Here is a 23,490-nt window from a genome sequence, read left to right as displayed (position 1 = left end):
CTCGAATGGATGCACTCCAGCAGGTCTCCGCGTACTGGCGGGCCGCCAACTATCTCTCGGCCGGGCAGATCTATCTGCTCGACAACCCGCTGCTGACCGAGCCGCTGCGACCGGAGCACATCAAGCCGCGCCTGCTTGGCCACTGGGGCACCACCCCGGGCCTCAACTTCGTCTTCGCCCACCTCAACCGGATCATCACCGAACGCGGCCAGGACATGATCTACATCGCCGGTCCGGGACACGGCGGCCCCGCGACCGTGGCGCACGCCTGGCTGGAGGGCACCTACAGCGAGCTCTATCCCGACGTCTCGCAGGACGCCGCCGGCATGCGCCGCCTGTTCCGCCAGTTCTCCTTCCCGGGCGGGATCCCCAGCCACGCCGCCCCGGAGACGCCCGGGTCGATCCACGAGGGCGGTGAGCTGGGCTACTCGCTGGCGCACGCCTACGGGGCCGCGTTCGACAACCCCGACCTGGTCGTGGCCTGCGTGATCGGCGACGGCGAGGCCGAGACCGGGCCGCTGGCCGGGAGCTGGCACTCGAACAAGTTCCGGCACCCCCGCAAGGACGGCGTCGTGCTGCCGATCCTGCATCTCAACGGCTACAAGATCGCCAACCCGTCGTTCCTGGCCCGGATTCCCCCGGCCGAGCTGGCCAAGCTGATGGAGGGCTACGGCTACCGGCCCTACGTGGTCGAGGGCGACGACCCCGACGTCGTCCACCCGCTGATGGCGAGCACCCTCGACGCCGTGTTCGACGAGATCGCGACCCGCCCGGAACACCTTCCGATGATCATTCTCAGGACGCCGAAGGGGTGGACCGGGCCCAAGGAGGTCGACGGCAAGCCCGTCGAGGGCACCTGGCGGGCCCATCAGGTGCCGCTTTCGGAGGTCCGCACCGACGACGGGCATCGGGAGCAATTGGCGGCCTGGATGCGGTCGTACAAGCCCGAGGAGCTGTTCGACGACACGGGCCGGCCCTACCCCGAGGTCGTCGGGCTGGTGCCGAAGGGCCCGAAGCGCATGAGCGCCAACCCGCACGCCAACGGGGGAGAACTGCTCCGGCCGCTCGTGCTGCCCGACTTCCGCGACTACGCCGTGGCGATCGAGCGGCCCGGCACCGCGTCGACCTCGCCGACGCAGGTGCTCGGCACGTTCCTGCGCGACGTCATCGCGGCCAACCCGCGTTCGTTCCGGCTGATGGGCCCCGACGAGACCGCGTCGAACCGGCTCCAGGCGGTCTACGAGGCGACCGGCAAGGAGTGGCAGGCGGCGACGCTGCCGACCGACGAGAACCTCCAGCCGGGCGGGCGGGTCATGGAGGTGCTGTCGGAGCACCTGTGCCAGGGCTGGCTGGAGGGCTACCTGCTGACCGGTCGGCACGGGCTGTTCAACTGCTACGAGGCGTTCATCCACATCGTCGACGCCATGTTCAACCAGCACGCCAAGTGGCTCGACACCGCCCGCGAGATCCCGTGGCGGCGGCCGGTGGCCTCGCTCAACTACCTGCTCTCCTCGCACGTCTGGCGGCAGGACCACAACGGGTTCACCCACCAGGATCCGGGCTTCCTCGACGTCGTGCTGAACAAGAAGGCGAGCGTCGTGCGGGTCTACCTGCCGCCGGACGCCAACACGCTGCTCTCGGTCGCCGACCACTGCCTCCGGTCGCGCGACTACGTCAACGTCGTCGTCGCCGGGAAGCAGCCGGTGCTCGACCTGTTCGACCGCGAGGAGGCGGTCGTCCACTGCACCCGGGGCCTGGGCATCATCGACTGGGCCTCCAACGACGCGGGCCAGGAGCCCGACGTGGTGCTGGCCTGCGCGGGCGACGTCCCGACGCTGGAGACGCTCGCCGCCGTCTCGCTGCTCCGGGAGAAACTGCCCGACCTGCGGGTACGCGTCATCAACGTCGTCGACCTGATGCGCCTCCAGCCGCCCGGGGAACACCCCCACGGCCTGCCCGACGCCGAGTTCGACGCCCTGTTCACCACCGACCGGCCGGTCATCTTCAACTTCCACGGCTACCCGTGGCTGATCCACCGGCTGACCTACAAACGGCACGGCCACGACAACTTCCACGTGCGCGGCTACCGCGAGGAGGGCACCACCACGACCCCCTTCGACATGGCCATGCTCAACGGAATCGACCGCTTCCACCTGGTCAGAGACGTGATCGACCGAGTGGAAGGGCTCGGGGTCCGGTACGCCGCCCTCCGCCAGGAGATGACCGACGCGCGCCTGCGGGCGCGTGCGCACACCCGTGAACACGGGGAGGACGCGCCCGAGATCCGCGACTGGACGTTCTAGGCCGGTTCGAGCACCGGAACCGGCCGCCGGGAGAGCACCAGCACCCCGGCCAGGGCCGCCCCGACCACGGGGATGAACAGAGCGGCGTGCAGCGACCCAGTCGCGTAGACGGCGGTGGCGGCCGAGATCCCCAGGGCCATGCCGAACTGGGCGCACGAGTAGAACAGCCCGCCGGCCACGCCGTGCTCCCGGTCGGCCACCCCGTCGGTCGCGGCGATCGTGTAGGGCCCGTAGGCCAGCGCGAACGCCACCCCGACGAGCAGCAGCGCGGGCAGCATGACCAGCGCCGCCTGATCGATGCCGGTGGGCAGGAACAGCAGGTACGCCACCGCCCCGACGCCAGCCCCCGCGAAGATCACCCGGACCGTGCCGTACTTCCTGATCAGCCACGGGGTGACCGTCGGCCCGAGGATGGCGTCGACCCCCATCGTCGCCATGATCAGCCCGGTCTCCAGCGTCGACCAGCCGCGCTCCTCCTGCAGGTGCAGGGTGACCAGGAACTGGAACGCCGAGAACGCCACCATGAACAGCACCGCGCTGAGGTTGGTGCGGGCGATCGTGCCGGTCTTCAGCAGCCCGAGGCGGAGCAGCGGATGGGCGGCCCGGCGTTCGATGGCGACGAACGCGGCGACCAGCCCGAACGCGGCGGCGAAGATCGGCACCGCCCACAGGTCGGGCCGCTCCAGCCGGACCACCCCGTAGATGAGCAGCAACATCGCGCCGGTCACGGTGAACACCCCGGCGAGGTCGAAGCGGCCCTCGACGCGGTCGCCGTGGTCGCGGATCAGCGGGATCGCCGCCGCGAGCAGCAGCGAGGCGAAGATGACCGGCGCGAAGAACACCCACCGCCAGCCGAATGTGGTCAGCACGCCCCCGGTGACCATGCCGAGCGAGTATCCGGCGCCGCCGACCGCGCCGTAGATGATCAGGGCCCGGTTGCGTAACGTGCCCTCGGCGAAGTTGGTCGTGATCAGCGACAACCCGGCCGGCGCGATGAACGCCGCCGCCACCCCGGTCATGAACCGCGCCAGCAGCAGCATCCACCCCTCGGTCGCCAGCCCGCCCAGCCCGCTGAAGACCACGAAGATCCCCAGCCAGAGCAGGAACATCCGCCGTCGGCCCAGCATGTCGGCGGCCCGCCCGCCCAGCAGGATGAACCCGCCGAACCCGAGCACGTACGCCGACACCACCCCGCTCAGCACCCCGGTCGAAAGGCCGAGGTCGGCCCTGATCGCCGGCAATGCGACGTTCAGCAGGGCGACGTCGACGCCTTCCATGAAAATCGTCCCGCACAGCACGAAAAGCACACCCCACGTGCGCATGTGTCCCCCTGAGTCGGTTACCTCTTGTAAGCGACTCCATCCTGAGTAACCATTGCCAGCTATGGAAGACGGGACTTTTTTGACACCCGGTCACTGTGGAGATACCGGCTCTGACTACGACGCTTTCCAATGGGACAGCCGCGAAGACTGCGAAGTGCGGCAGATTCTCGACCGCATCGCCGACAAATGGTCGCTGCTGGTGATCGCGCTGCTCGACAACAAGACGATGCGGTTCACCGAGCTGAAGCGCGAGATCGACGGCATCAGCCAGCGCATGCTCGCCCGCACCCTGCGCCACCTCGAACGCGACGGCCTGGTCAAGCGCACCGTCTTCCCCGTCGTGCCGCCCCGGGTCGACTACGAGCTGACCACGCTCGGCGAGAGCCTGCACGAGACGATCCAGGCCCTGGTGACCTGGACCGAGGCCCACCAGACCCAGATCGCCGCGGCCCGCGAGAACTACGACCGCGTGGTCAGTGGATCTTCTCCGGGATGATCTGGGTCAGCACCGTGCGCGGCCGCAGCCGCTCCCTCAGCAGCGTGATCTGCCGCTGCACGTCGAGTTCCTGCAGGCAGGTGAGCGGTCCGGCGCCCAGTTCCCGGACCGACAACCGGGCGCCGTAGTCGTAGGCGACGTCGGGCCTGCGGGCCTTCGGCGCGAGGAGACGGCACAGGCGCAGCGGCGCGAGCAGGACGTCCACGGCGAGCTCCTCCCGGCGGATCGACAACGAGCTGCGGGCGATCTTCAGCGGGCCGCGCGGCAGCAGGTCGGCCAGCCGGTAGGCGTCGGCCACCGGCGGCAGCACGGTCACGACCACCTCGCCGTAGGGGCCGTCGGCGCGCAGGAACGCGGTGACGATGATCTCGTCGTCCTGGAGCACCACCCGCCGGTAGCAGCGGGCGCCCTCGGTCACCTCGATCACCGGGCGGGCGTGGCCGAGCAGCGGTGAGCCGGGTTCCAGCACCCCCGGCGCGACGAACACGTCGGTGCCCTCGGGGGGTTCGAGGCCAGGCGAGGGCCAGGTCTCCCTGACCTCGCCCCAGCCGATGAACGCCCGCTTCGCCAGCGTGAGGTTGCCGTACTGGGCGCGGTCGAGGTAGTCGAGCCTCGGGTCGTCGATCGGCGGCGTCGCCGCCCCGGCCCGCAGGCGCTTCGCCAGGATCACCCCCGAGCCGACCCGGAACCCGGCCACCACGACCAGCGTGAGCGTGATCGCCGACATGCCGACCGGCATCGTGCCCAGGTCGACCGGCTGGCCGCTGACCAGCGCCTCCAGCCACGGCACCTTGACCATCAGCAGCACCCCGAGGCACATGACGACGACCGGGCCGCCCCGGCGGGAGTGCCGGAACCAGACGAACCCGCCCAGCACGACGAGCCAGCTCACCATCCGCCAGAAGTCGAGCACCATCCCGGCCGCGATCACGAGAGAGACGAGCAGATCCCGGTACGCCATCAACCGCCGCGCCCGCAGGCAGTGCCGCACCACCGGGACCACGTCGAAGTCGCCGGCCGAGGGGGCCACGCCCCGGTAGGGGTCACGGTTCAGTTCCCGGAGGACCGCCTCGCGGAACCGGGTGTCGAGATATCCGGCCGCGCAGAGATGACGCGTCGTGTTCGACATGAATGTGGCCACAGCACCAGTAAGAGGGCGGGTATTCAATTTGTCTGCCATCAAATGCGGCTATTGGCTACCTTTTGTCAATTCCTTGCGGGGTGCCGCCTATCGTCGGACGGGTGGAGATGAACGCCTGGGTGGTGGCCCGGCCGGGCACCCTGGAGGCCACCCGTCTGCCGGTCCCGGAGCCGGGGCCGGGTGAGGTGCTCGTGCGGGTCGAGGTGTGCGGCGTGTGCCGGACCGACCTGCATCTTCTCGAGGGCGACCTCGACGTGCACCGGCCGCGTACGGTGCCCGGCCACGAGGCGGTCGGACGGGTCGTCGGCACCGGTGAACGCGTCGGGGTGGCGTGGTTGCGGTCGACCGACGGGACCTGCCGTCACTGCCGGCGCGGCGACGAGAATCTGTGCCCCAATTCGACGTACACGGGATGGGACGCCGACGGCGGTTACGCCGAATATCTCGTCGCGCCGCGCGACTACGTCTATCCGCTGCCCGACGACTATCCGGCCGGGAAACTCGCGCCGTTGTTGTGCGCCGGGATCATCGGCTACCGGTCGCTGCTCCGGGCCGAACTGCCTCCCGGCGGGCGGCTCGGCGTCTACGGCTTCGGCGCGTCGGCCCACCTGACCGCGCAGGTCGCCATCGCGCAGGGGGCGACGGTCCACGTGCTGACCCGGGCGGAGGAGGCCCGGCGGCTCGCCCTCGAACTCGGCGCGGCCTCCGCCCGCGGCGCCTACGACCAGCCGCCGGAGAAGCTCGACGCCGCGATCCTGTTCGCGCCGGTCGGCGACCTGGTGCCGGTCGCGCTCGAAGCCCTCGACCGGGGCGGCACCCTCGCCGTCGCGGGCATCCACCTGACCGACATCCCGCCGCTGAACTACGACCGGCACCTGTTCCAGGAGCGCGACCTGCGCTCGGTGACCGCCAACACCCGTGCCGACGGCCGCGCCTTCCTGGACTTCGCCGCCGCCCACCCGCTCACCGTCGAGACCACGCCCTACCCGCTCGACCAGGCCGACCGGGCGCTCAGGGACCTGGCGGGCGACCGGATACATGGGGCCGCGGTGTTGAGTACCACCGCGTGACCCAGACCGCCGACGCCCCGACCACCGTGCCGAGCACCACGGCCACCACCGAGGCCTGGGCGTAGGTCGGGATCCATCCCACGCTCCACGCCTGGAACGGAGCCATGATGGCGAGCCAGGTCAGCCCGCCCGCCGCCAGGCCGACCGGCAGGATCCACAGGGGCGGCCGGGCCAGGATGGCGAAGAACGCCATCAGGCAGAAGGCGGTCGGGGGGAGCAACAACCCGACGATCACGAGTCCCACATCGGGGTAGAGCGGCGGCGCGTATCCCTCCGACACGATGTCCCAGAACTCCGTCCGGGGCGCCAGCCAGTACCACGCGGCCACACATCCGACGGCCATGCCGGCGGTGAACCCGATCGTGCGCACGCCCGTTGCGAGCGCGTAGAGCCCGACGATGACCGCGATCAACAACGCGTTCGTCGGGAGGAGGTCGTCGTAGCGGCCGAGGGCGTCGACGGACACCGCCGCGGCCGGATCGAGCTCGTAGTCGTCGATGCCGACCCTGCTCCAGGTCCCGGAGGCGTCGCGGACCGCGACCCCGTCGGCTCCGTTGGCGACGACGACCACGCCCGGGATCGCCGAGACGCTGAGCGACTCGACCGGCTGCCGGTCTTCTGGCCGTTCGGGCGGATAGGCCCGGAAGAGCCGGTCCTGTACCTCGGGGGAGAGCTCCCACGCGGTCGTCCAGGTTCCGCCGCCCGCCGACTCCATGACCTTCAGCCGTCCAGGGACGACGCGGAAACAGTGCTCGCCCACACATGAGGAGGCCGCCGGGATGGGCGAGCCGGTGAACTTCCACTCCTCCCAGGTGCGCCCGTCGCGGGTCAGGTAAGCGTGGTCCGAGTAGCGGTCGTCGCTCTTGAGGTGGACGATGATCGCCCCGTCGCGCACCTCGGTGGCGTAGGCCATGGGCGGCACGTAGGGCAACTCGGGACTCGTCGCGGTGATCGCGAGCACGGCGGCGGGGGTCAGCAGCATGACCACGGTCCTGCCCGCGGGCACCGGGTGCCGGGAGGCGTGCCAGGCGACGTACAGGGCGGGCAGGGTGAGCAGGTCGGTCGGGTCGGCGAGGATCACCGACGGCCCCCACGCCAGCGACCACGCCTCGGAGGCCAGCCAGGCCCCGGTGGCGGTGGCCTTGACGAAGGCGAACCCGACGCCGGTGACCGCGATGGAGAGCGCGGGCCGGCGGAGCACCAGGTCGAGCACGGCGGGCAGCAGGATCAGGCCGGCGACGTCGCTCAGCTTCCCGGTGACGACCCCGGGCCAGGTGTGTTTCAGCAGGTGGTCGTTGACGACCAGGACCACCAGGGCCAGCACGGTCAGGGGGTGGCCGATCCAGCTGGTCCGTCTCATCGCTGCCTGCCCGTCAGGAATCCGGCGACCATGCCCGCCGCCGTCGCCACGATGAAGGCGACCAGCGCGGTCCGGTCGGCGTCGGCGTAGAAGTCGAGGCCGCCCATGCTCCAGGCGGTGTAGGGGGCCAGCACCGCGAGCCCCGTCAGCAAGCCGGCGACCAGGCTCACCACGAGCAGCCGCCATGACGGCGCGGCCCGGGTGAAACCCCAGCCCAGCAGTCCGGTTCCCAGCACCATGAACATGAGTGCGGGGGGTGCCCCGAGGAAACCCAGATTCCCCTTGACCATGCCCAGGCCGACTCGCAGGCCGAAGAGCAGCACGATCCCGCCGCCGATCAGCACCACCCGGCTGCGGGCGCCGGCGACCAGCGCTGCCAACCCGGCGACCAGCACCGCCTGGGCCACGAGTTCGGTCACGTCGTATCGGCCCGGCGTGGTCAGCGGCACCGCGGTGGCCGCGTCCAGGCCATCGGGTCCGACGCCGAGCCGGTGCCAGGTGCCCCGGGCGTCCCGCAGGGCGATCCCGTCGGTGCCGTTGGCGACCACCAGCAGCCGTTCGGTCACTGCCACCGCCAGCGACTCCGTCGGTTCGGGGTGGCCGAACGGGGGGTCGGGGTGGAGACGGATCAGCCGGTCGCGCTCCTCGTCGGGGATCTCCCACACGGTCGTCCACCGCCCGTCCCGGATCTCCTGGACGCGCAGATGGCCGGGCACGACCCGGTAGCAGGCCGTGCCGTGGCAGTCGCGGGCCACCGGCTCGACCCGCTCGTGCTGGATCCACGTGTTCCAGGCGACCCCGTCGCGGGTGCGGTAGGAGATCAGGTCGTTGCCCATGCCGTAGCCGCCCCGGGTGTGCACGACGATCTCGCCCCCGGCCTTCTCGACGGCATAGGCGGTGTAGGGCCAGTCGAACGGCGCCGCGCTCGTCGCGGCCACCGCCAGCACGGCGGGCGGCACGACGAGGAACACCACCGCCTTGTGCACGGACACCGGATGCCGGTACGCCCACCAGGCCGCCCAGAGCGCGGGCAGCGCCAGCAGGTCGGTCGGGTCGGCCAGCACCCGCGACGGCCCCCAGACGGCCGTCCACGCTTCCGAGGCCAGCCACGCGCCCGTCGCGGTCGTCTTGACCAGCGTGAACCCGACGCCGGTGACGGCTATGGAGATCTTCGCGCGCCCGACCAGGAGGTCGAGCAGCGCGGGGAAGAGGACGAGCCCGGCGACGTCGCTCAGCTTGCCGGTCACGAAGCCGGGCCAGGCGTGTTTCAGCACGTGGTCGTTGACGACGAGAACGACCAGGGCCAGCACGGTCAGGGGCTGGCCGATCCACGTATGCCGCACTCCTTAAGGGAACGCGCCAAACCGTTCGAAACCGATACCCGTGATCGTTTTGGGATCGGATCGTACGTACGCCGATGCGCCGCGCCCACCTCGGAGATCGCGAAAGGATTTCGCAGACAGTCTGTGACCACATCGGAACGGTTCCGGGTATTTGCCGAGGTCGGACATTTCCGACATCATCTGGGGGTTAGTCACGTTCGACCCCGGAGGCTCCCTATGCACCGTTCCTCGCTAGTCCTGGCGGCCGGTGTGCTCATCCTCGCGACCGCCTGCGCTCCCGTGGAGACCCCGGCGGCGGCGCCCGGCACGGCGGCTCCGGCCGCCGACGCGTGCGCCAAGGAGAGCCTCAAGCTCATCACGCCCGGCAAGCTGACCATCGGGACCGACAAGCCGGCCTACGAGCCCTGGTTCAAGGACGACGACCCCGCCAACGGCCAGGGCTTCGAGGGCGCGGTCGCCGCGGCCGTCGCCAAGGGGCTCGGGTTCACGCCGCAGGAGGTCGTCTGGGAGACCGTGCCGTTCGACTCCTCGTTCGCGCCCGGTCCGAAGAAGTTCGACTTCGACATCAACCAGATCTCCATCACGCCCGAGCGGGCCAAGGCGGTCGACTTCTCCGACGGCTACTACACGGTCAAGCAGGCCGTCGTGACGCTCGGCGACTCGAAGTTCGCCTCGGCGGCCAATCTCGCGGCGCTCAAGGACGCGAAGATCGGCGTCCAGGTCGGCACGACCGCGCTGAGCGCCGTGCGCGAGGTCATCCAGCCCGGTCAGGACCCGAGCGTCTTCAACCAGCAGATCGACGCCGTCAACGCGCTGAAGAACGAGCAGATCGACGCCATCGTGGTCGACCTGCCGACCGCGTTCTACGTCACCGCCGCGCAGGTCGAAGGGTCGAAGATCGTCGGGCAGTTCGCCGCCTCCGGCGGTACGCCCGAGCAGTTCGGGCTGCTCTTCGAGAAGGACAACACCCTCGTGAGCTGCGTCAACAAGGCGCTGGCCGGGATGAAGTCCTCCGGTGAGCTGGCCGCGATCGAACAGCAGTGGCTGACCTCGGCCGCAGGCGCACCCGAACTGTCGTGACGACCACCTGGGTCAAGAGCGACCGCCAGAAGGAGCGCGAGAAACTCCTCAAGGCCCGGGCACGGCGGTCGGTGTCGGCGGCGACGATCTCGACGGTCGTCGTGGTCGTCCTGGTCGTCGTCGGGCTGCGCGCCTCACCCGGCTGGCCCGTGGTTCAGGAGAAGTTCTTCAACTGGGACGCCCTGGTCGCCTCGCTGCCGGACGTCCTGCGTGGGTTCCTGCTCAACGTGACGATCTTCCTGATCGCCGAGCCGGTCATCCTGCTGCTCGGGCTCGGGGTGGCGCTGCTGCGCGGGCTGCGGTCGCCGGTGTTCTTCCCGCTCCGGGCGCTGGCCGCGCTCTACACCGACATCTTCCGCGGCATCCCGGTCCTGCTGCTGATCTTTCTGATCGGGTTCGGCGTCCCGGCGCTCCGGCTCCAGGGGGCGCCGAACGATCCGGTGGTGCTCGGGACGATCGCGCTGATCCTGTCGTACACCTCCTTCGTCGCCGAGGTGTTCCGATCGGGGATCGACTCGATCCACCCGAGTCAGCGGTCCGCCGCGCGGTCGCTCGGGCTGTCGCACGGGCAGACGATGCGGTACGTCGTCGTCCCGCAGGCCGTCCGCCGGGTGGTTCCGCCGCTGCTGAACGACTTCGCGTCGCTCCAGAAGGACACCGCGCTCGTCGCGACGCTCGGTCCGCTGGAGGCGCTGCGGCAGGCGCAGATCTACGCGTACGACAAGTTCAACTACACGTCCTACGTCGCCGCCGCGCTGCTGTTCGTGGCGCTCACGGTGCCGATGGCCCGCTTCACCGACCACCTGGCCGCCCGCGCGGCACGTCAGCGCGGAGGCGCGACATGACCCTCCTCACGATCGACGGGGTCTGGAAGCGGTACGGGGAGCACGAGGTCCTCAAGGGCGTCGATCTCGCCGTCGACACGCACGAGGTCGTCTGCCTCATCGGGGCGTCCGGCTCGGGGAAGTCGACCCTGCTGCGCTGCGTGAACCTGCTGGAGACCGTCGACGACGGCGCGATCACGCTCGACGACGTTGAGATCACCGACGTCCGGGCCGACCCCGATGACGTGCGGAAGCGCATCGGGATCGTCTTCCAGGCGTACAACCTGTTCCCGCACATGAGCGTGCTCGACAACATCACCCTCGCCCCCCGGAAGGTGCACGGCGTGGGCCGCGCGCAGGCCGAGGAGCAGGCGCGCGAGCTGCTGACCCGGTTCGGGCTGGAGTCGAAGGCGCGCGACTACCCCGACCGGTTGTCCGGCGGCCAGCAGCAGCGGGTGGCGATCATCCGGGCCATCGCGACGCAGCCCCGGCTGCTGCTGCTCGACGAGGTGACCTCGGCGCTCGACCCGACGCTGGTCAACGAGGTGCTCGGGGTGATCCGTGAGCTCAAGGAGTCGGGCATGACGATGATCCTGGCCACGCACGAGATGGGCTTCGCCCGCGACATCGCCGACACGGTCTGCTTCCTGGCCGACGGGGTGCTGCTGGAGCGCGGCCACCCCGACCAGATCTTCGGCGCGCCGAAGCACCCGCGCACCCGCGAGTTCCTGTCGCGCACGTGACCGGATCGGTCCGGCCCTGGACCCGATCCGGTCTGGTCTCCCGGTGTTCGGCGAGGTCAGACTGGTGGACATGAGTCGAGCCCTCGTCGTCATCGATGTCCAGGAATCCTTCCGCGCCCGGCCCGAGTGGGATCAGATCGGCAACCCGAAGATCTTCGACCCGGTGAACCGGCTGGTCCGGGCCGCACGGTCGAACGGCGACCTCGTCGTGTGGGTGCTGCACGCCGAAGAGGGCAGCGGCGGCGTGTTCGACCCGCTCTCCGGTCACGTGAAATTGCTGGCCGAGCTCGACCAGCCGGTGGCCGGCGAGCCGATCCTGCACAAGTCCTCGCACAACGCGTTCACCACGACCAACCTCCAGCAGCGGCTCGTCGAGGCCGGTGTTCGGGAGCTGGTGGTGTGCGGGATCCGGACCGAGCAGTGCGTGGAGACCACCGCCCGATTGGCCTCCGACCTGGGCTATCAGGTCGTCTTCGTGACCGACGCGACCACCACCGACGGGGTCGGCGGCTTCTCCCCCGAGGAGATCGTCGCCCGTACCGAGGCCGTGCTCCGCGACCGCTTCGCCCGCATCGCGACGGTGTCAGAGCTGGTATGACCCTGGTCGTCTTCGCCCTGGTCGACGGCGTGCACCTGCTCGACCTGGCCGGTCCGGCGCAGGTCTTCGACACGGCCGGCTACCGCCTGGCCTACGTCGCCGACCGCCCGCAGGTCACCAGCGCCCAGGGCCTGCCCGTCGTGGCCGGGCGGGAGTGGCCTGCTCTGGGCGTGGACGACCTGGTCGTGGTGCCCGGCTGGCGCGGCGAGGCCGAACTCTCCGACCGCCTGCTCGCCCACCTCCGAGGCCACCACGAGGCGGGCGGCGTGGTCGCGAGCGTCTGCGCGGGCGCCCGTGCGCTCGGCGCGGCCGGTCTGCTCGACGGCCGCCGCTGCACCACCCACCACGACCTCCAGGACGACCTGGCCCGCCGCCACCCCGGCGCGACCGTGGTCCGCGACGTGCTGTTCACCGTGGACGACCGCGTCATCACCTCGGCCGGCATCGCCAGCGGCGTCGACCTGGCCCTCCACGTCGTCGCCACCCGCCACGGCCCGGCCAGGGCCGCGCAGGTGGCCCGCCAGATGGTCGTCTACACCCGCCGCAACGGCGCCGAACCCCAGGCCAGCACGATGCTCCGGCACCGCGACCACCTCGACGACACCGTCCACCAGGTCCAGGACCTGATCGACACCCGCTTCACCGAACCCCTGCCGCTGGCCCGCCTGGCCGCCCACGCGGGCGTCAGCGCACGCACCCTGACCCGGCTGTTCACCCGCGCCACCGGCCTCACCCCGCTGCGCTACCAGCAGGCGCTCCGCATGGAACACGCCGAACACCTGATCGGCCACGGGACGACGGTGGAGACGGCGGCGAGAGAGGCGGGCTTCGACGACGCCCGCATGCTGCGCCGCCTGCGTTCCCGTTTCCGCCCGGTGCAAGCCGGGTAAATCCGAACGAATGGGGTGATCTTCAATAGGGGCGAGGCGCCATGGCGACGTTCGACAGAGACGCCGGTTTAGCCGAATACCACGAGGCCCTCGCCAAGGTGAACGCCGAGGCGCGCGACGTCCGCCCTCCGGCGCACCACCGTCCCCGGGGCATCGCGATCGTGCTCTTAGGTCTCTTCTTCCTGGGGGGCGCCGCCGCCGGCTTCTACGTCGACTGGTACGGGCCCACCTACGGCAGGCCCGCGACCGGGACGATCAGCGCGATCGAAGGCCGGATGATGTACGTCGCCTTCACGACCGCCGACGGCGTGCTCAAGGTGGGGAGCACCAAGAAGCTCCCGGAAGCACGGCTGGGCGAGCAGCGGAAGATCCTCTATCTGGTGAGCGGGTCGTCCCCGGACCAGGTGAACATCTGGAACCCGGACATCCCCCCGACGATGACCCTTGCGGTGATCTTCGCTTTCGCGGGTCTCGGTGCGGTGGCGACCGGTTTCATCGAGTTCTCCGGCCGTGCCCCGTGGCGTTACGCCGTCTGGCTCGACGAGAGGTCGATCACGGCTCGATCAGACCGGCCCTGATCGCGTAGCGGGTCAGGTCGAGCCGGTCGCTCATGCCCAGCTTGGCCAGGATGTTGGCCCGGTGGCGGTCGACCGTCTTCGGGCTGATCACCAGGGTCTCGGCGATGGCCTTCGCCGAGTTCCCCTCGGCGATCAGCTTGACGATCTCCTCCTCGCGCGGCGTGAGGATCTGGTCGGGCAGCGCCTCGCCCCGGCGGTGCCGGTGGAGGTAGTCGCGGATCAGCGCGGTGACCGCGCCCGGGTAGAGGAACGGCTCGCCGCGTACGGCGGCCCGGCAGGCCTCGATGAGGTCGCGGTCGGCGACCGACTTCAGCACGTAGCCCGACGCGCCGGCCTTGAGCGACTCGAAGAAGTACTGCTCGTTGTCGTACATCGACAGGATCAGGATGCGGACCCCGGGCCAGCGCTTGGAGATCTCCCTGGCGGCCTGGAGGCCGGTCATCCGGGGCATCGCGATGTCGAGGACGGCCAGGTCGACGTCCTCGTTCCGGCAGGCGTCGACGGCCTCCGCGCCGTCGGCGGCCTCCGCGACGACCTCCAGGTCGGGTTCGGCGTCGAGGATCAGCCGCACCCCCCGGCGCACCAGCGCGTGGTCGTCGGCCAGCAGGATCCGCGTCATCCGATCACCCCGGGTATGGTTAGCGTGACCTCGGTGCCCCGCACCGACGTCACGGTCAGGCGGGCGCCGATCAGCAGCGCCCGTTCCTGCATACCCCGCATTCCGGCTCCTTCGGCACGCACGCCGCCGATTCCGTCGTCGGTGATCTTCAGGACCAGGTCGGCGCCCTGGGGGCGGAGCGACAGGCGTACCGACGACGCCTTGGAGTGGCGCACCACGTTGGTGAGGCTCTCCTGGGCGATGCGGTAGATGACGAGTTCGACCTCGGGGGCGAGCGGCGGCAGCGCCTCGATGCGGCGGATCACGTCGACGGCGGGGGCGACGTCGGTGGTCAGCGCGGTCAGCGCGCTGTGCAGGCCGAGGTCTTCGAGCACCCCCGGGCGCAACCGCCGGGCGACCTGCCGGACCTCGTCGAGGCTGCCCCGGACGGTGTCCCTGACCAGTTGCAGCTCCTCGGACAGTTCGGCGGGGGCGCGGTCGGCGACGCGTTTCAGGCCGAGCAGCGCCACGGTGAGGCTCTGGCCGATCTCGTCGTGCAGTTCGCGGGCGATGCGCTGGCGTTCGTTCTCCTGGGCGGCCAGGGCGTGCGCGCTGGCCGACGAGCGTTCGGTCTCCAGCCGTTCGAGCATGGTGTTGAACGAGTCGATCAGGTAGGTCAGGTCGCCGTTGCCCCGGTCGACGGCCCGGTCATGGGTGTGCAGGTCGACGCGGTGCATGAGCGCGGTGAGGGTGGTCAGCGGCGCGAGGCTGCGGCGCAGCAGCAGCGCGTTGGTGATCAGGATGATGGCCAGCCCGGCCCCCAGCACCAGGATCTCGCGGAGCAGGATCGGCGACGACACGGTGGCGGGGGAGAACGCCAGCGCGAGCGTGCCGACCGTGAACACCGCGCCGTTGATCACGCACAGTCGCCAGAACAAGGGCCCCATGGTTCCAGGTTGGCAAGGCTTGTCCGTTCTGTCTATGCAGGCTGCGCAGCCCCGAAGATGGGTGTCAGACCCCATAGCCGGACAAAGGGGTGCAGGGAAGACTAAAGGAGTTCCTAACTCCGGAGGTGACAGGCCGTGACCGAAACCTACGCGCCCTACCGTCCGGCGCGAGTGGATGGTGACATGCAAGCGCGCGACATCGCTGCGACCCTGCCGACCGTGACGTCGACCGATTCGGTCGTCCGCGCGGTTCGGATCATGGTCCTGAACCGGCTCCCCGGCCTCATCGTGGTCGACGGGCAATCCCGGCCCTGGACGGTGCTGCCGGGCACCCAGGTGCTCCGGCTCGCGATACCGCTGAGCATCCACGAGGACCCCGCCCTGGCGCGGACGCTGGATGAGACCCACGCCGATGTGTTCTGGCAGGAGATCGGCAACCTGACCGTGGGCGACTGCCTGCCCAAACCCGTGGCCCGACCCGTGACCGTCCCGATGGGGGCGACGCTGCTGGAGATCGCCGCGCTGATGGCGCGGGCCCGCAGCCCGCTGGTGGCGGTGGTCCGCGACGACGGCACACTCCATGGCGCGATCACGCTCGAACGACTGCTGATCAGCCTGTCCATCTGAGGCCTGACCTTTTCTGACTTGGGCGCCGGCGGCCGCGACTGTGCGGGCGGTCCCCGCCGGCGTCCAACCCCTCACCTGCTCGGAGGTCGTTTTCGCATGCCCACGGTTCCGCTGGTCAGGCCGGGATGAGCGCAATCCTCGCCCTGCTCGTCTTCGTGATCGCGTTCTACTTCATCGCCACGGAGAAGGCGAACAAGGTCAAGGTCGTTCTCATCGCCGCCGGGGTCATGACCGTCCTCGGCTTCGCGCCCGGAGCGGAAGTGTTCTTCTCCGAGCACTCCGGCGTCGACTGGAACGTCATCTTCCTGCTGCTCGGCATGATGGTCATCGTCGGGGTGGTCAAGCAGACCGGCCTGTTCGACTACCTGGCCATCTGGGCGGCGAAACGCTCACTCGGACGGCCCTACCGGCTGATGGTGATGTTGATGGCCATCACGGCCGTCGCCTCGCCGTTCCTCGACAACGTCACCACGATCATGCTGGTCGCGCCGGTGACGGTGATGGTCTGCAACCGGCTGCGCATTCCCGCGCAGCCCTATCTGATCGCCGAGATCCTCGCGTCCAACATCGGCGGCGCGGCCACCCTGATCGGCGACCCGCCCAACATCATCATCGGCAGCCGTGCGGGCCTGACCTTCAACGACTTCCTGATCCACATGGCCCCCGCCGTCGTCGTGATCTTCGCGGCGTTCGTGCTGCTCACCTATCCGCTGTTCCGCAAGTCCTTCGAGTACCACCCCGAGCACGTCGCGGCCGTGATGGCGCTGCAGGAGAAACGCGCGATCACCGACAAGCGGCTGCTGATCAAGTCGCTGGCGGTGCTGGCCGGCGTGGTCGTCGCCTTCGGCCTGCACGCGGTCGTGCACGTCCAGCCGTCGATCGTCGCCCTGGTGGGCGCCGGCGTCATGCTGCTGGTCACCAAGGTCGACCTCTCCGACGTGCTCAAAGAGGTCGAATGGCCCACGCTGGTCTTCTTCATGGGCCTGTTCGTGATGGTCGCCGGCCTCTCCCACACCGGGGCGATCCGGGCGATCGGCGAGTGGACCGTGGACCTCTTCGGCCAGAACCACTTCGCCGCCGCCACGTCACTGCTCTTCGGCTCGGCCGTGCTGGGGGCGTTCTTCGACAACATTCCGTACGTCGCCACGATGGCCCCCGTCGTCGAGGGCATGGCCGCCGCCGCCCCCGACCCGCAGACCTCGCAGGCCCTCTGGTGGTCGTTCGCCTTCGGCGCCGACTTCGGGGGCAACGGCACGGCCGTCGCGGCCAGCGCCAACGTGGTCGCGATCGGCATCGCCGCCCGGACGGGCAACCCGATCTCGTTCTGGCAGTTCACCCGGTACGGAATCGTGGTGACCCTGCTGAGCACGACCATGGCGTGGGCCTACATCTGGTTGCGCTACTTCTGACGGTCCCTGCTGTGCGCCACGGGGCAGCCCTTGGCGGCGTACAGGAGGAACTGGGTCGACTCCTCGGCGGAGAAGTTGTCGTCGGAGCCGATCACCAGGGTGCACTCACCGGTCTTCAGGCGCGGGCCCCAGGCCAGGCTCTCGAGGTTCTGGGTCGGCTCGGGACGGTTGATGTCGAGCACCAGCGTCTTGCGGACCGGCCGGTAGAACATGCGGGTCATCAGGCTGTCGCGGTTCAGGATGTCGGTCGCGCCGCGCAGGTCGATCTCGTAGAGCCGCACCCGGTAGTTGACGCCCTCGATCCACGACCGCTCCAGCGCGAGGTAGCGGTGGTCGTCGATGGCCAGCAGCTCGGAGACGCCGCTGTCGGTGGCGCCCGTCGGCGGGATCGGGGCGGCGGGCAGCTTCTCGATCGGGTAGGCGTACTGGCCGCGCACCCGGCCCTCGCGGTTCCACACCGTGATCCGGGCCGGGGCGCCGCCGTCGACGGCCGGCGGGGTGCCGTCCTCGAAGCGCGGACCCTCGACGATCGCGGTGATCCGGCGCTTGGTCAGCGTCAGGCCCTCGATGCCGAAGTTGCGGCGCGGCCCCCGGTTCTCGTCGGTCAGCAGCAGGTTGCCGGGCAGCTGGAGGCCGCGCACGTGCTCGCCCTGCCGGTTGACCCAGCGGATGAACTGCTGCGACAGCGGGATGGCGGTGTTCTGCGGGTCGGGCCGGTCACCCTCGCTCGACCAGACCAGCTTGCGGGTCAGCGGGTCCCAGCGAATGCTCTCGGGGTCGGCCGAATCGGGCTGCGCGTAGGCGGGGTAGGGAGACCCGTCGGGCCGCTTGAGGGTGTAGACGCTGTCGAGCGACACCCCGCGGAACTCGCCGGTCCGCTTGTTGATGTCGAGCTTGCCGGTGTAGAAGCGGGCCGGCTGGTAGCGCCAGCGGTCGTCGGAGATGAAATACCAGGTCCCGGTGGCCGGGTCGCGGTCGATCCCGGAGATCCCGCCGAACGTGGTGCCCTCGACCTGGGTCAGGTGCGGCAACCGCTGCTCACCGAGGAACCGGGTGATCCGGAAGTCCGGCCGGTCGGCGGCCATCGCGGGCTGGGCCAGGCCGACCACGGCCATGGCCACCAGGGCGATCCGGGCAAGATGGTGTCGCACGATTCTCCTCGTCCCCCGAACAGTTCGATCGGGGTCATGAGATCGCGTACGTCGGCACAAGTCACGCGTATCCCGCCTGGTGGGAGGCTTCCTTGACCTTCCGCTGAGAACTCACGGGAGCTCGGCGAAGCGCTCCACGTCGTCGGTTCGGCCGGAGATCAGGATCACGTCGCCGTAGGTGAGTTCGGTCTCGGCGGTCGCGTAGGTGAAATCCTCGTTCGGGCTCTTCACGGCCACCACCGTGACCCCGTACTTGCGCCGAAGGTTCGACTCCCCGAGGGGCCGGCCGACGTACTCGCGCGGCGGGCGGGTCTTGCACAATGCGAAGTCGTCGTCGACCTGCATGTAGTCGAGCATGCGCCCGCTCACCAGCCGGGCCACCCGCTCGCCCATGTCGTTGTCGGGGAAGACCACGTGGTGGACGCCGATGCGGCGCAGGATCTGGCCGTGCTGCTTGGTGATGGCCTTGGCCCAGATGTCCTCGATCTCCATCTCGACCAGGAGGGCGGCGGTCAGGATGCTCGCCTCCAGGCCGGTGCCGATCGCGACCACGGCCCGGTAGAAGTCGGGCACGCCGAGCTGGCGCAGCGCCTCGAGGTCGGTCGCGTCGGCGGTCGCCACGTGGGTGATGCTGCCGGCCAGGTGCTGCACGGTCTTGGCGTTGTTGTCGATGGCCAGCACCTCGGTGCCGCGGCGGGTGAGTTCGAGAGCCAGCGAGCTCCCGAACCGGCCCAGGCCGATCACCACGACGGCGTCGCTCTTGTCAGCCAACGATCACACGCTCCTCGGGAAGTTCGTATCGGCGCGTGCGTTCCTTGAGCGCCAGCGCCGAGCCAAGGGTCAGGGGCCCGATGCGCCCGATGAACATCAGGATCAGCAGCAGCACCTGCCCCGCCTGCGGCAGATCAGCCGTGATGCCGGTCGACAGGCCGACCACGCCGGTGGCCGACACGACCTCGAACAGCACCTCGCCCAGCGGGTGGGGGCTGATCACCAGCAGCACGTACGTCGACACCGCCACCAGCGCCGCGCTCATCGCCGTGATGACGATCGCCTGCCGCTGCACCGACGACGACAGGCGGCGATGGCCGACGTTGACGTGGTTCTCGCCGCGCATCTCGGCCCAGACGATCAGGATGATGAGCCCGAACGTGGTCACCTTGATGCCGCCGGCCGTGCCCGCGCTGCCGCCGCCGATGAACATCAGGAACTCGGTCGCCAGCCAGCTCGACGGCTCCATCGAGGCGATGTCGATGCTGTTGAAGCCGCCCGACCGGGGCATCACGGCGGTGAAGAACGCCGCCAGCAGCTTGCCGGGGTCGTCGAGCGCGCCCAGCGTCTTCGGGTTGTGCCACTCGGCCGACAGGAAGACGAGCGTGCCGCCGGCCAGCAGGATCGTCGTCACGAACAGGGTGATCCGGGTCAGCACCGACCAGCGGCCCGGGTGCCGCCAGATCCGCACCAGCTCGAAGACGACGGGGAAGCCCAGCCCGCCGACGATGACCGCGATCGCGATCGTCAGGCAGATCCACGGGTCGGTGGCGAACCTCATCAGGCCGTCGGGCCAGAGGGCGAACCCGGCGTTGTTGAACGCCGAGATCGAGTGGAAGAAGCCCAGGTAGGCGCCGCGCAGCACCGATTCGTCGTAGGAGACGACGAACCGGACGGTCAGGATCGTGCCCGCCACGGTCTCGCAGAAGAGGCTGAACAGCACGACGTTGCGGACCACCCGCCGCACGTCGCTCATGTTCATCGCACGGGTCTCCACCTGCGCGATCATCTGGGTGCGCAGCTTCAGCCGCCGCGCGATCAGGACCGTGAACAGGGTGGCCAGGGTCATGATGCCGAGGCCGCCCATCTTGATGAGCGCGGCGATCACGATCTCGCCGAACACCGACCAGTGGGCCGCGGTGTCGACCATGACCAGGCCGGTCACGCAGGCCGCCGAGGTGGCGGTGAACAGGGCCGGCATCAGCCCCGGGGAGGTGCCGGACGTCGTGGCGATCGGCAGCGACAGCAGCAGGGTGCCGACCAGGATCGCGAACCCGAACCCGCCGACGACGACACGAGCGGGATGGTGAAAGATCGACGGTCGGCGGACGCGTCGCGCCGTTAACAACCCAGCCATTGGACAAACGCCTTCGGGAGCACGGCGTGATCGGCCCCCACGCTAACAGCAACCACCGGGTTAGGGTGGATCGCATGGCTCCCCGGCATGCGTCCAACTTCGGCTGGTCCATGAGCGTGGTCCTCCGGCGCTGGCAGCAGTTCGCCGAGGAGACGTTCAAGGACCTGCCCCACGGGAGCCGCGGTTTCCACCTCCTGTCGGTGGTGGTCCACGAGGAGGTCCGCACCCAGGGGGCGCTCGCGACCAGGCTGGCCGTCGACCGGACCGTCCTGACCTATGTGATCGACGACCTCGAGAAGGCCGGGCTGATCGAGCGGCAGGCCGATCCGCGCGACCGGCGGGCCCGCCGGATCGTCGCCACCGAGCAGGGCCGCAAGGTCCAGGCCGCGGGCGAGGAACGCATGGCCGACGCCGAGGAGCACGTGCTCGGCGGCCTCACGGAAGACCAGCGGGAGGCCTTCCGCGAGTTCGCCGATCAGGCCGCCGCGGCGATCTACAACGCCGCCCCCGGCACCGATCTGTGCGGGGCGTAGGTCAGGCGTACAGGAACCAGAACCACTGGTTGCCGCCCATGGTCTGGTAGGAGCACCGGTAGCTGGTCCACCAGCCCCACTGGATGCCCAGGTTGCCGCCGTTGTAGCAGTCGGCCTGCATGTAGTAGGCGTACCGGATGCTCTCGGCCTGCGCGGGCGCGGCGGTGACCGAGACGGAGAGGAACACGCCGCTCACGAGAGCGGCCGAGGCGAGCAGTTTGCGCATGTCGATCCTCCAGGGGTGGGGTGCCGGCACCCGGAATATCGCACCGGCGCAGGTCGCCGCCCAGGCATGGGTTTCCCGGTCGTGAGGCGACCTCGGAGGATTTCGGCCCGCACCTGAAACCTTCAGCGGATCTTGAGGGTCTGACATATCGTCCAAAACGGAGGAATGATGCAGACCACCCTCATTCGGCTCGACCACTTACCGGCGTGCGAGCGGTTCGACTTCTGGTGGGAGGCCGTCGGCCAGTCAGTGGTGTCGGTGGACGCCGCCAGCGCCCACGCGGCCGACTTCTGGGCCGAGATGACCGCCGTCGACCTCGGGCTGATCCAGATCTCCCGGGTCCGCTCGGCGTCGTTCGAGGCCCGCCGGACCACCCGGCGCATCCGCCAGTCGGATCCGGAGTTCTACCAGCTGAACTACACCGTGACCGGCAGGTCGGGCCTGGAGCAACAGGGCCGCCAGTGCTCCCTGAGCGCCGGCGACTTCGTTCTGTACGACACCTCGCGGCCCTTCCACGCCTGGTCGGCGGCCACCCCGAGCCAGCCGCCCCACGGCATCGTGGTCCAGTTCCCGCACCGGGCCATCCCCCTCCCGCCGGGCACGGTCGACCGCCTGCTGGCCCAGCCGATCCCCGGCCGCACGGGCGTCAACGGCCTGCTGGCCGGCCTGCTCATGCGGCTCGCGGGCCCCCGGCCCGCCCCGGCCCCGCTGACCACGACCATCCTGGAGATGATCACCGGCCTGCTGGCCGACCACGCCGGCGTCGCCGAGCCCGGAGACGTCCCGCTGATCCGGATCCAGGCCTTCATCGAAGACCGTCTCGCCGACTCCGGCTTGTCTCCCTCGTCCGTCGCCCAGGCCCACCACATGTCGCTGCGCAACCTCCAGCGCCTGTTCGAGCGGCACGGCCTCACCGCCGCGACGTGGATCCGCGACCGCCGCCTGGCCCGCGCCCGCCGCGACCTGACCGACCCGCGCTGCGACACCCTGGCGGTCCGGTCGATCGGGGCGCGGTGGGGCTTCCAGAACGACGCCCACTTCAACCGGACGTTCCGGGCGGCCTACGGGGTGTCGCCGGGGGCGTACCGGACGGGCGTGCGCTCGACTCTGACACCGTGAGAGGGTCCAGGCTGGGCGCATGCTCCACTGCGAGACCACGGCCCTCGGCGTGCTGCTCCGGCACGAAGGGCTCGACCTGTCAGAACCGATGATGTTCGGGCTCGGCTCGGGGTTGTCGTTCGTCTACTGGGACGCCAAGGCGATGCCGTTCCCGTTCCTCGGCGGCCGGGTCAAGCCCTTCGAGCTGACCAGGAACCTGGCCGCCCGGCTGGGCCTCACGCTGCGGGTCGAGGAGACCGCCTCTCCCGCGAAGGCGTGGCGGAACCTGGCGGCCGGCGTGGACGCCGGGCGTCCGGTCGGCCTGCAGCTCGACTGCCACCACCTGGAGTACTTCCAGACGAAGGTCCACTTCGGCGGCCACGTGGTCGCCGCCGTGGGCTACGACGAGCACGACGTCCACCTCGTCGACACCGACCAGCAGGGCGGGCGGGTGCGCACCAGCCGCGCGAGCCTGGCCCAGGCCCGGTCGGAACGCGGCCCGATGACCGCGCGGAACCGGTCGTTCACCGTGACCGGGGCCCCTTCGCGGTGGCGGGACCAGATCGTCCCGGCCCTGAGAGACTGCGCCGACGCCTTTCTCGCCGCGCCCATCGCCAATCTCGGCCATCGCGGCATCGGGAAAGCCGCGAAACAGGTGCCCAATTGGCGGATCTCGCCGGAGAACCGCCGCCAGGCCGCCCTTCTCATGGAGAAAGGCGGCACCGGCGGCGCGCTGTTCCGGAACCTTTATCGCGATTTTCTGGGTGAATGCCTGGAGACGGTCGACCGTCCCGAGATCCGGGCCGCCCACGGGCTGTACGCCGAGGCCGCGGCCCGGTGGACCGAGGTCGCCGCGCTCATCGAGGAGGGGCGGCTCGCCGACGCGGGCGCCATTCTGGGCGACCTTTCCCGCATCGAGGAGAACGCCATGCGGGAGCTGCGGCGGATGTAGACCCCGGGTCATGAGGCTCTCAAGCTTGTCTCTTGTGTACAGATATGTGGTTGTTTGCCGGGTTTGCGGGGAT

Annotated in this window: 24 protein-coding genes; 14 read left to right on the top strand and 10 right to left on the bottom strand. The window is 69.9% G+C overall.

Going from position 1 to position 23,490, the window contains the following annotated elements; genetic code table 11:
- Nucleotides 1-5: 5 nt before the first annotated feature.
- Nucleotides 6-2,303: a phosphoketolase family protein gene (locus AW274_RS07925; RefSeq protein ID WP_062430430.1), complete on the top strand. Its 2,298-nt coding sequence runs from the start codon at nt 6-8 to the stop codon at nt 2,301-2,303.
- Here AW274_RS07925 and AW274_RS07920 read toward each other — a convergent pair.
- Nucleotides 2,300-3,625: an MFS transporter gene (locus AW274_RS07920; protein WP_062430429.1), complete on the bottom strand. Its 1,326-nt coding sequence runs from the start codon at nt 3,623-3,625 to the stop codon at nt 2,300-2,302. The two genes, AW274_RS07925 and AW274_RS07920, sit on opposite strands and share 4 nt — an antisense overlap.
- Before the next feature lie 154 nt (nt 3,626-3,779).
- Here AW274_RS07920 and AW274_RS07915 point away from each other — a divergent pair, with 154 nt between their 5' ends.
- Entirely contained in the window at nt 3,780-4,121 is a 342-nt protein-coding gene (locus AW274_RS07915) for a winged helix-turn-helix transcriptional regulator (RefSeq protein ID WP_369408615.1), read from the top strand.
- Here the strand turns inward: AW274_RS07915 and AW274_RS07910 are convergent.
- Nucleotides 4,099-5,250 (bottom strand): AbeC-like domain-containing protein, encoded by a 1,152-nt coding sequence (locus AW274_RS07910; RefSeq protein WP_062430427.1) that lies wholly within the window; start codon nt 5,248-5,250, stop codon nt 4,099-4,101. The two genes, AW274_RS07915 and AW274_RS07910, sit on opposite strands and share 23 nt — an antisense overlap.
- A 119-nt stretch (nt 5,251-5,369) precedes the next feature.
- Between AW274_RS07910 and AW274_RS07905 the strand changes: the two genes are divergently transcribed.
- Complete coding sequence (locus tag AW274_RS07905; RefSeq protein ID WP_062430426.1) at nt 5,370-6,332, top strand: zinc-binding alcohol dehydrogenase family protein; 963 nt, start codon at nt 5,370-5,372, stop codon at nt 6,330-6,332.
- Here AW274_RS07905 and AW274_RS07900 read toward each other — a convergent pair.
- Nucleotides 6,274-7,692: a hypothetical protein gene (locus tag AW274_RS07900; RefSeq protein ID WP_062430425.1), complete on the bottom strand. Its 1,419-nt coding sequence runs from the start codon at nt 7,690-7,692 to the stop codon at nt 6,274-6,276. The two genes, AW274_RS07905 and AW274_RS07900, sit on opposite strands and share 59 nt — an antisense overlap.
- Nucleotides 7,689-9,035 (bottom strand): hypothetical protein, encoded by a 1,347-nt coding sequence (locus tag AW274_RS41150; RefSeq protein WP_198169090.1) that lies wholly within the window; start codon nt 9,033-9,035, stop codon nt 7,689-7,691. Before AW274_RS41150 ends, AW274_RS07900 begins: the two co-directional genes overlap by 4 nt.
- 216 nt (nt 9,036-9,251) lie before the next feature.
- Here AW274_RS41150 and AW274_RS07890 point away from each other — a divergent pair, with 216 nt between their 5' ends.
- From AW274_RS07890 to AW274_RS07865, 6 genes are all read left to right on the top strand, one after another.
- Nucleotides 9,252-10,115 carry an ABC transporter substrate-binding protein gene (locus AW274_RS07890; RefSeq protein ID WP_062430423.1) on the top strand — a complete coding sequence of 288 codons (864 nt, stop codon included), beginning with the start codon at nt 9,252-9,254 and terminating at the stop codon, nt 10,113-10,115.
- Entirely contained in the window at nt 10,112-10,960 is an 849-nt protein-coding gene (locus tag AW274_RS07885) for an amino acid ABC transporter permease (protein WP_062430422.1), read from the top strand. The genes AW274_RS07890 and AW274_RS07885 overlap by 4 nt, the downstream gene beginning before the upstream one ends.
- Nucleotides 10,957-11,682, top strand: a complete 726-nt coding sequence (locus AW274_RS07880) for an amino acid ABC transporter ATP-binding protein (RefSeq protein ID WP_062430421.1) — start codon at nt 10,957-10,959, stop codon at nt 11,680-11,682. The genes AW274_RS07885 and AW274_RS07880 overlap by 4 nt, the downstream gene beginning before the upstream one ends.
- A gap of 70 nt (nt 11,683-11,752) precedes the next feature.
- On the top strand, nt 11,753-12,280 hold the full coding sequence (locus AW274_RS07875; protein ID WP_062431784.1) for a cysteine hydrolase family protein: 528 nt from the start codon (nt 11,753-11,755) through the stop codon (nt 12,278-12,280).
- Nucleotides 12,277-13,170, top strand: coding sequence for a GlxA family transcriptional regulator (locus tag AW274_RS07870; RefSeq protein ID WP_062430420.1), 894 nt, complete (start codon nt 12,277-12,279; stop codon nt 13,168-13,170). The genes AW274_RS07875 and AW274_RS07870 overlap by 4 nt, the downstream gene beginning before the upstream one ends.
- Nucleotides 13,171-13,211: 41 nt before the next feature.
- Nucleotides 13,212-13,748 (top strand): hypothetical protein, encoded by a 537-nt coding sequence (locus tag AW274_RS07865; protein WP_062430419.1) that lies wholly within the window; start codon nt 13,212-13,214, stop codon nt 13,746-13,748.
- Here AW274_RS07865 and AW274_RS07860 read toward each other — a convergent pair.
- Together AW274_RS07860 and AW274_RS07855 are read right to left on the bottom strand one after the other, a co-directional pair.
- A complete protein-coding gene (locus AW274_RS07860) occupies nt 13,723-14,367 on the bottom strand; it encodes a response regulator (RefSeq protein ID WP_062430418.1) in 645 nt (214 codons plus the stop codon). The genes AW274_RS07865 and AW274_RS07860 overlap by 26 nt on opposite strands.
- Nucleotides 14,364-15,293, bottom strand: coding sequence for a sensor histidine kinase (locus tag AW274_RS07855; RefSeq protein ID WP_062430417.1), 930 nt, complete (start codon nt 15,291-15,293; stop codon nt 14,364-14,366). Before AW274_RS07855 ends, AW274_RS07860 begins: the two co-directional genes overlap by 4 nt.
- A 135-nt stretch (nt 15,294-15,428) precedes the next feature.
- Here AW274_RS07855 and AW274_RS07850 point away from each other — a divergent pair, with 135 nt between their 5' ends.
- On the top strand, nt 15,429-15,920 hold the full coding sequence (locus AW274_RS07850; RefSeq protein WP_232320032.1) for a CBS domain-containing protein: 492 nt from the start codon (nt 15,429-15,431) through the stop codon (nt 15,918-15,920).
- 125 nt (nt 15,921-16,045) lie between these two features.
- Nucleotides 16,046-17,329 carry an ArsB/NhaD family transporter gene (locus AW274_RS07845; RefSeq protein ID WP_062430416.1) on the top strand — a complete coding sequence of 428 codons (1,284 nt, stop codon included), beginning with the start codon at nt 16,046-16,048 and terminating at the stop codon, nt 17,327-17,329.
- Here the strand turns inward: AW274_RS07845 and AW274_RS07840 are convergent.
- The 3 genes from AW274_RS07840 to AW274_RS07830 all read right to left on the bottom strand — a co-directional run bounded on the left by AW274_RS07840 (nt 17,320) and on the right by AW274_RS07830 (nt 20,608).
- Entirely contained in the window at nt 17,320-18,480 is a 1,161-nt protein-coding gene (locus AW274_RS07840) for an esterase-like activity of phytase family protein (protein WP_062430415.1), read from the bottom strand. The two genes, AW274_RS07845 and AW274_RS07840, sit on opposite strands and share 10 nt — an antisense overlap.
- 111 nt (nt 18,481-18,591) lie before the next feature.
- Entirely contained in the window at nt 18,592-19,251 is a 660-nt protein-coding gene (locus AW274_RS07835) for a potassium channel family protein (protein WP_198169089.1), read from the bottom strand.
- Entirely contained in the window at nt 19,244-20,608 is a 1,365-nt protein-coding gene (locus AW274_RS07830) for a TrkH family potassium uptake protein (protein ID WP_062430414.1), read from the bottom strand. Before AW274_RS07830 ends, AW274_RS07835 begins: the two co-directional genes overlap by 8 nt.
- Before the next feature lie 74 nt (nt 20,609-20,682).
- Between AW274_RS07830 and AW274_RS07825 the strand changes: the two genes are divergently transcribed.
- Nucleotides 20,683-21,141 carry a MarR family winged helix-turn-helix transcriptional regulator gene (locus tag AW274_RS07825; protein ID WP_062430413.1) on the top strand — a complete coding sequence of 153 codons (459 nt, stop codon included), beginning with the start codon at nt 20,683-20,685 and terminating at the stop codon, nt 21,139-21,141.
- A gap of 1 nt (nt 21,142) precedes the next feature.
- Here AW274_RS07825 and AW274_RS07820 read toward each other — a convergent pair whose 3' ends face one another.
- Nucleotides 21,143-21,367 (bottom strand): hypothetical protein, encoded by a 225-nt coding sequence (locus AW274_RS07820; RefSeq protein ID WP_062430412.1) that lies wholly within the window; start codon nt 21,365-21,367, stop codon nt 21,143-21,145.
- Nucleotides 21,368-21,535: 168 nt separating this feature from the next.
- Here AW274_RS07820 and AW274_RS07815 point away from each other — a divergent pair, with 168 nt between their 5' ends.
- Both AW274_RS07815 and AW274_RS07810 read left to right on the top strand, forming a co-directional pair.
- Entirely contained in the window at nt 21,536-22,486 is a 951-nt protein-coding gene (locus AW274_RS07815) for an AraC-like ligand-binding domain-containing protein (protein ID WP_198169088.1), read from the top strand.
- A gap of 19 nt (nt 22,487-22,505) precedes the next feature.
- Nucleotides 22,506-23,417, top strand: coding sequence for a BtrH N-terminal domain-containing protein (locus tag AW274_RS07810; RefSeq protein WP_062430410.1), 912 nt, complete (start codon nt 22,506-22,508; stop codon nt 23,415-23,417).
- The last annotated feature ends 73 nt before the right edge of the window (nt 23,418-23,490 follow it).

It is taken from the genome of Herbidospora daliensis, assembly GCF_001570585.1.
Taxonomy (GTDB): Bacteria; Actinomycetota; Actinomycetes; order Streptosporangiales; family Streptosporangiaceae; genus Herbidospora; species Herbidospora daliensis.
Note: the sequence above shows the minus strand (reverse complement) of the source record. Positions and strands in the feature narration are given on the sequence as shown.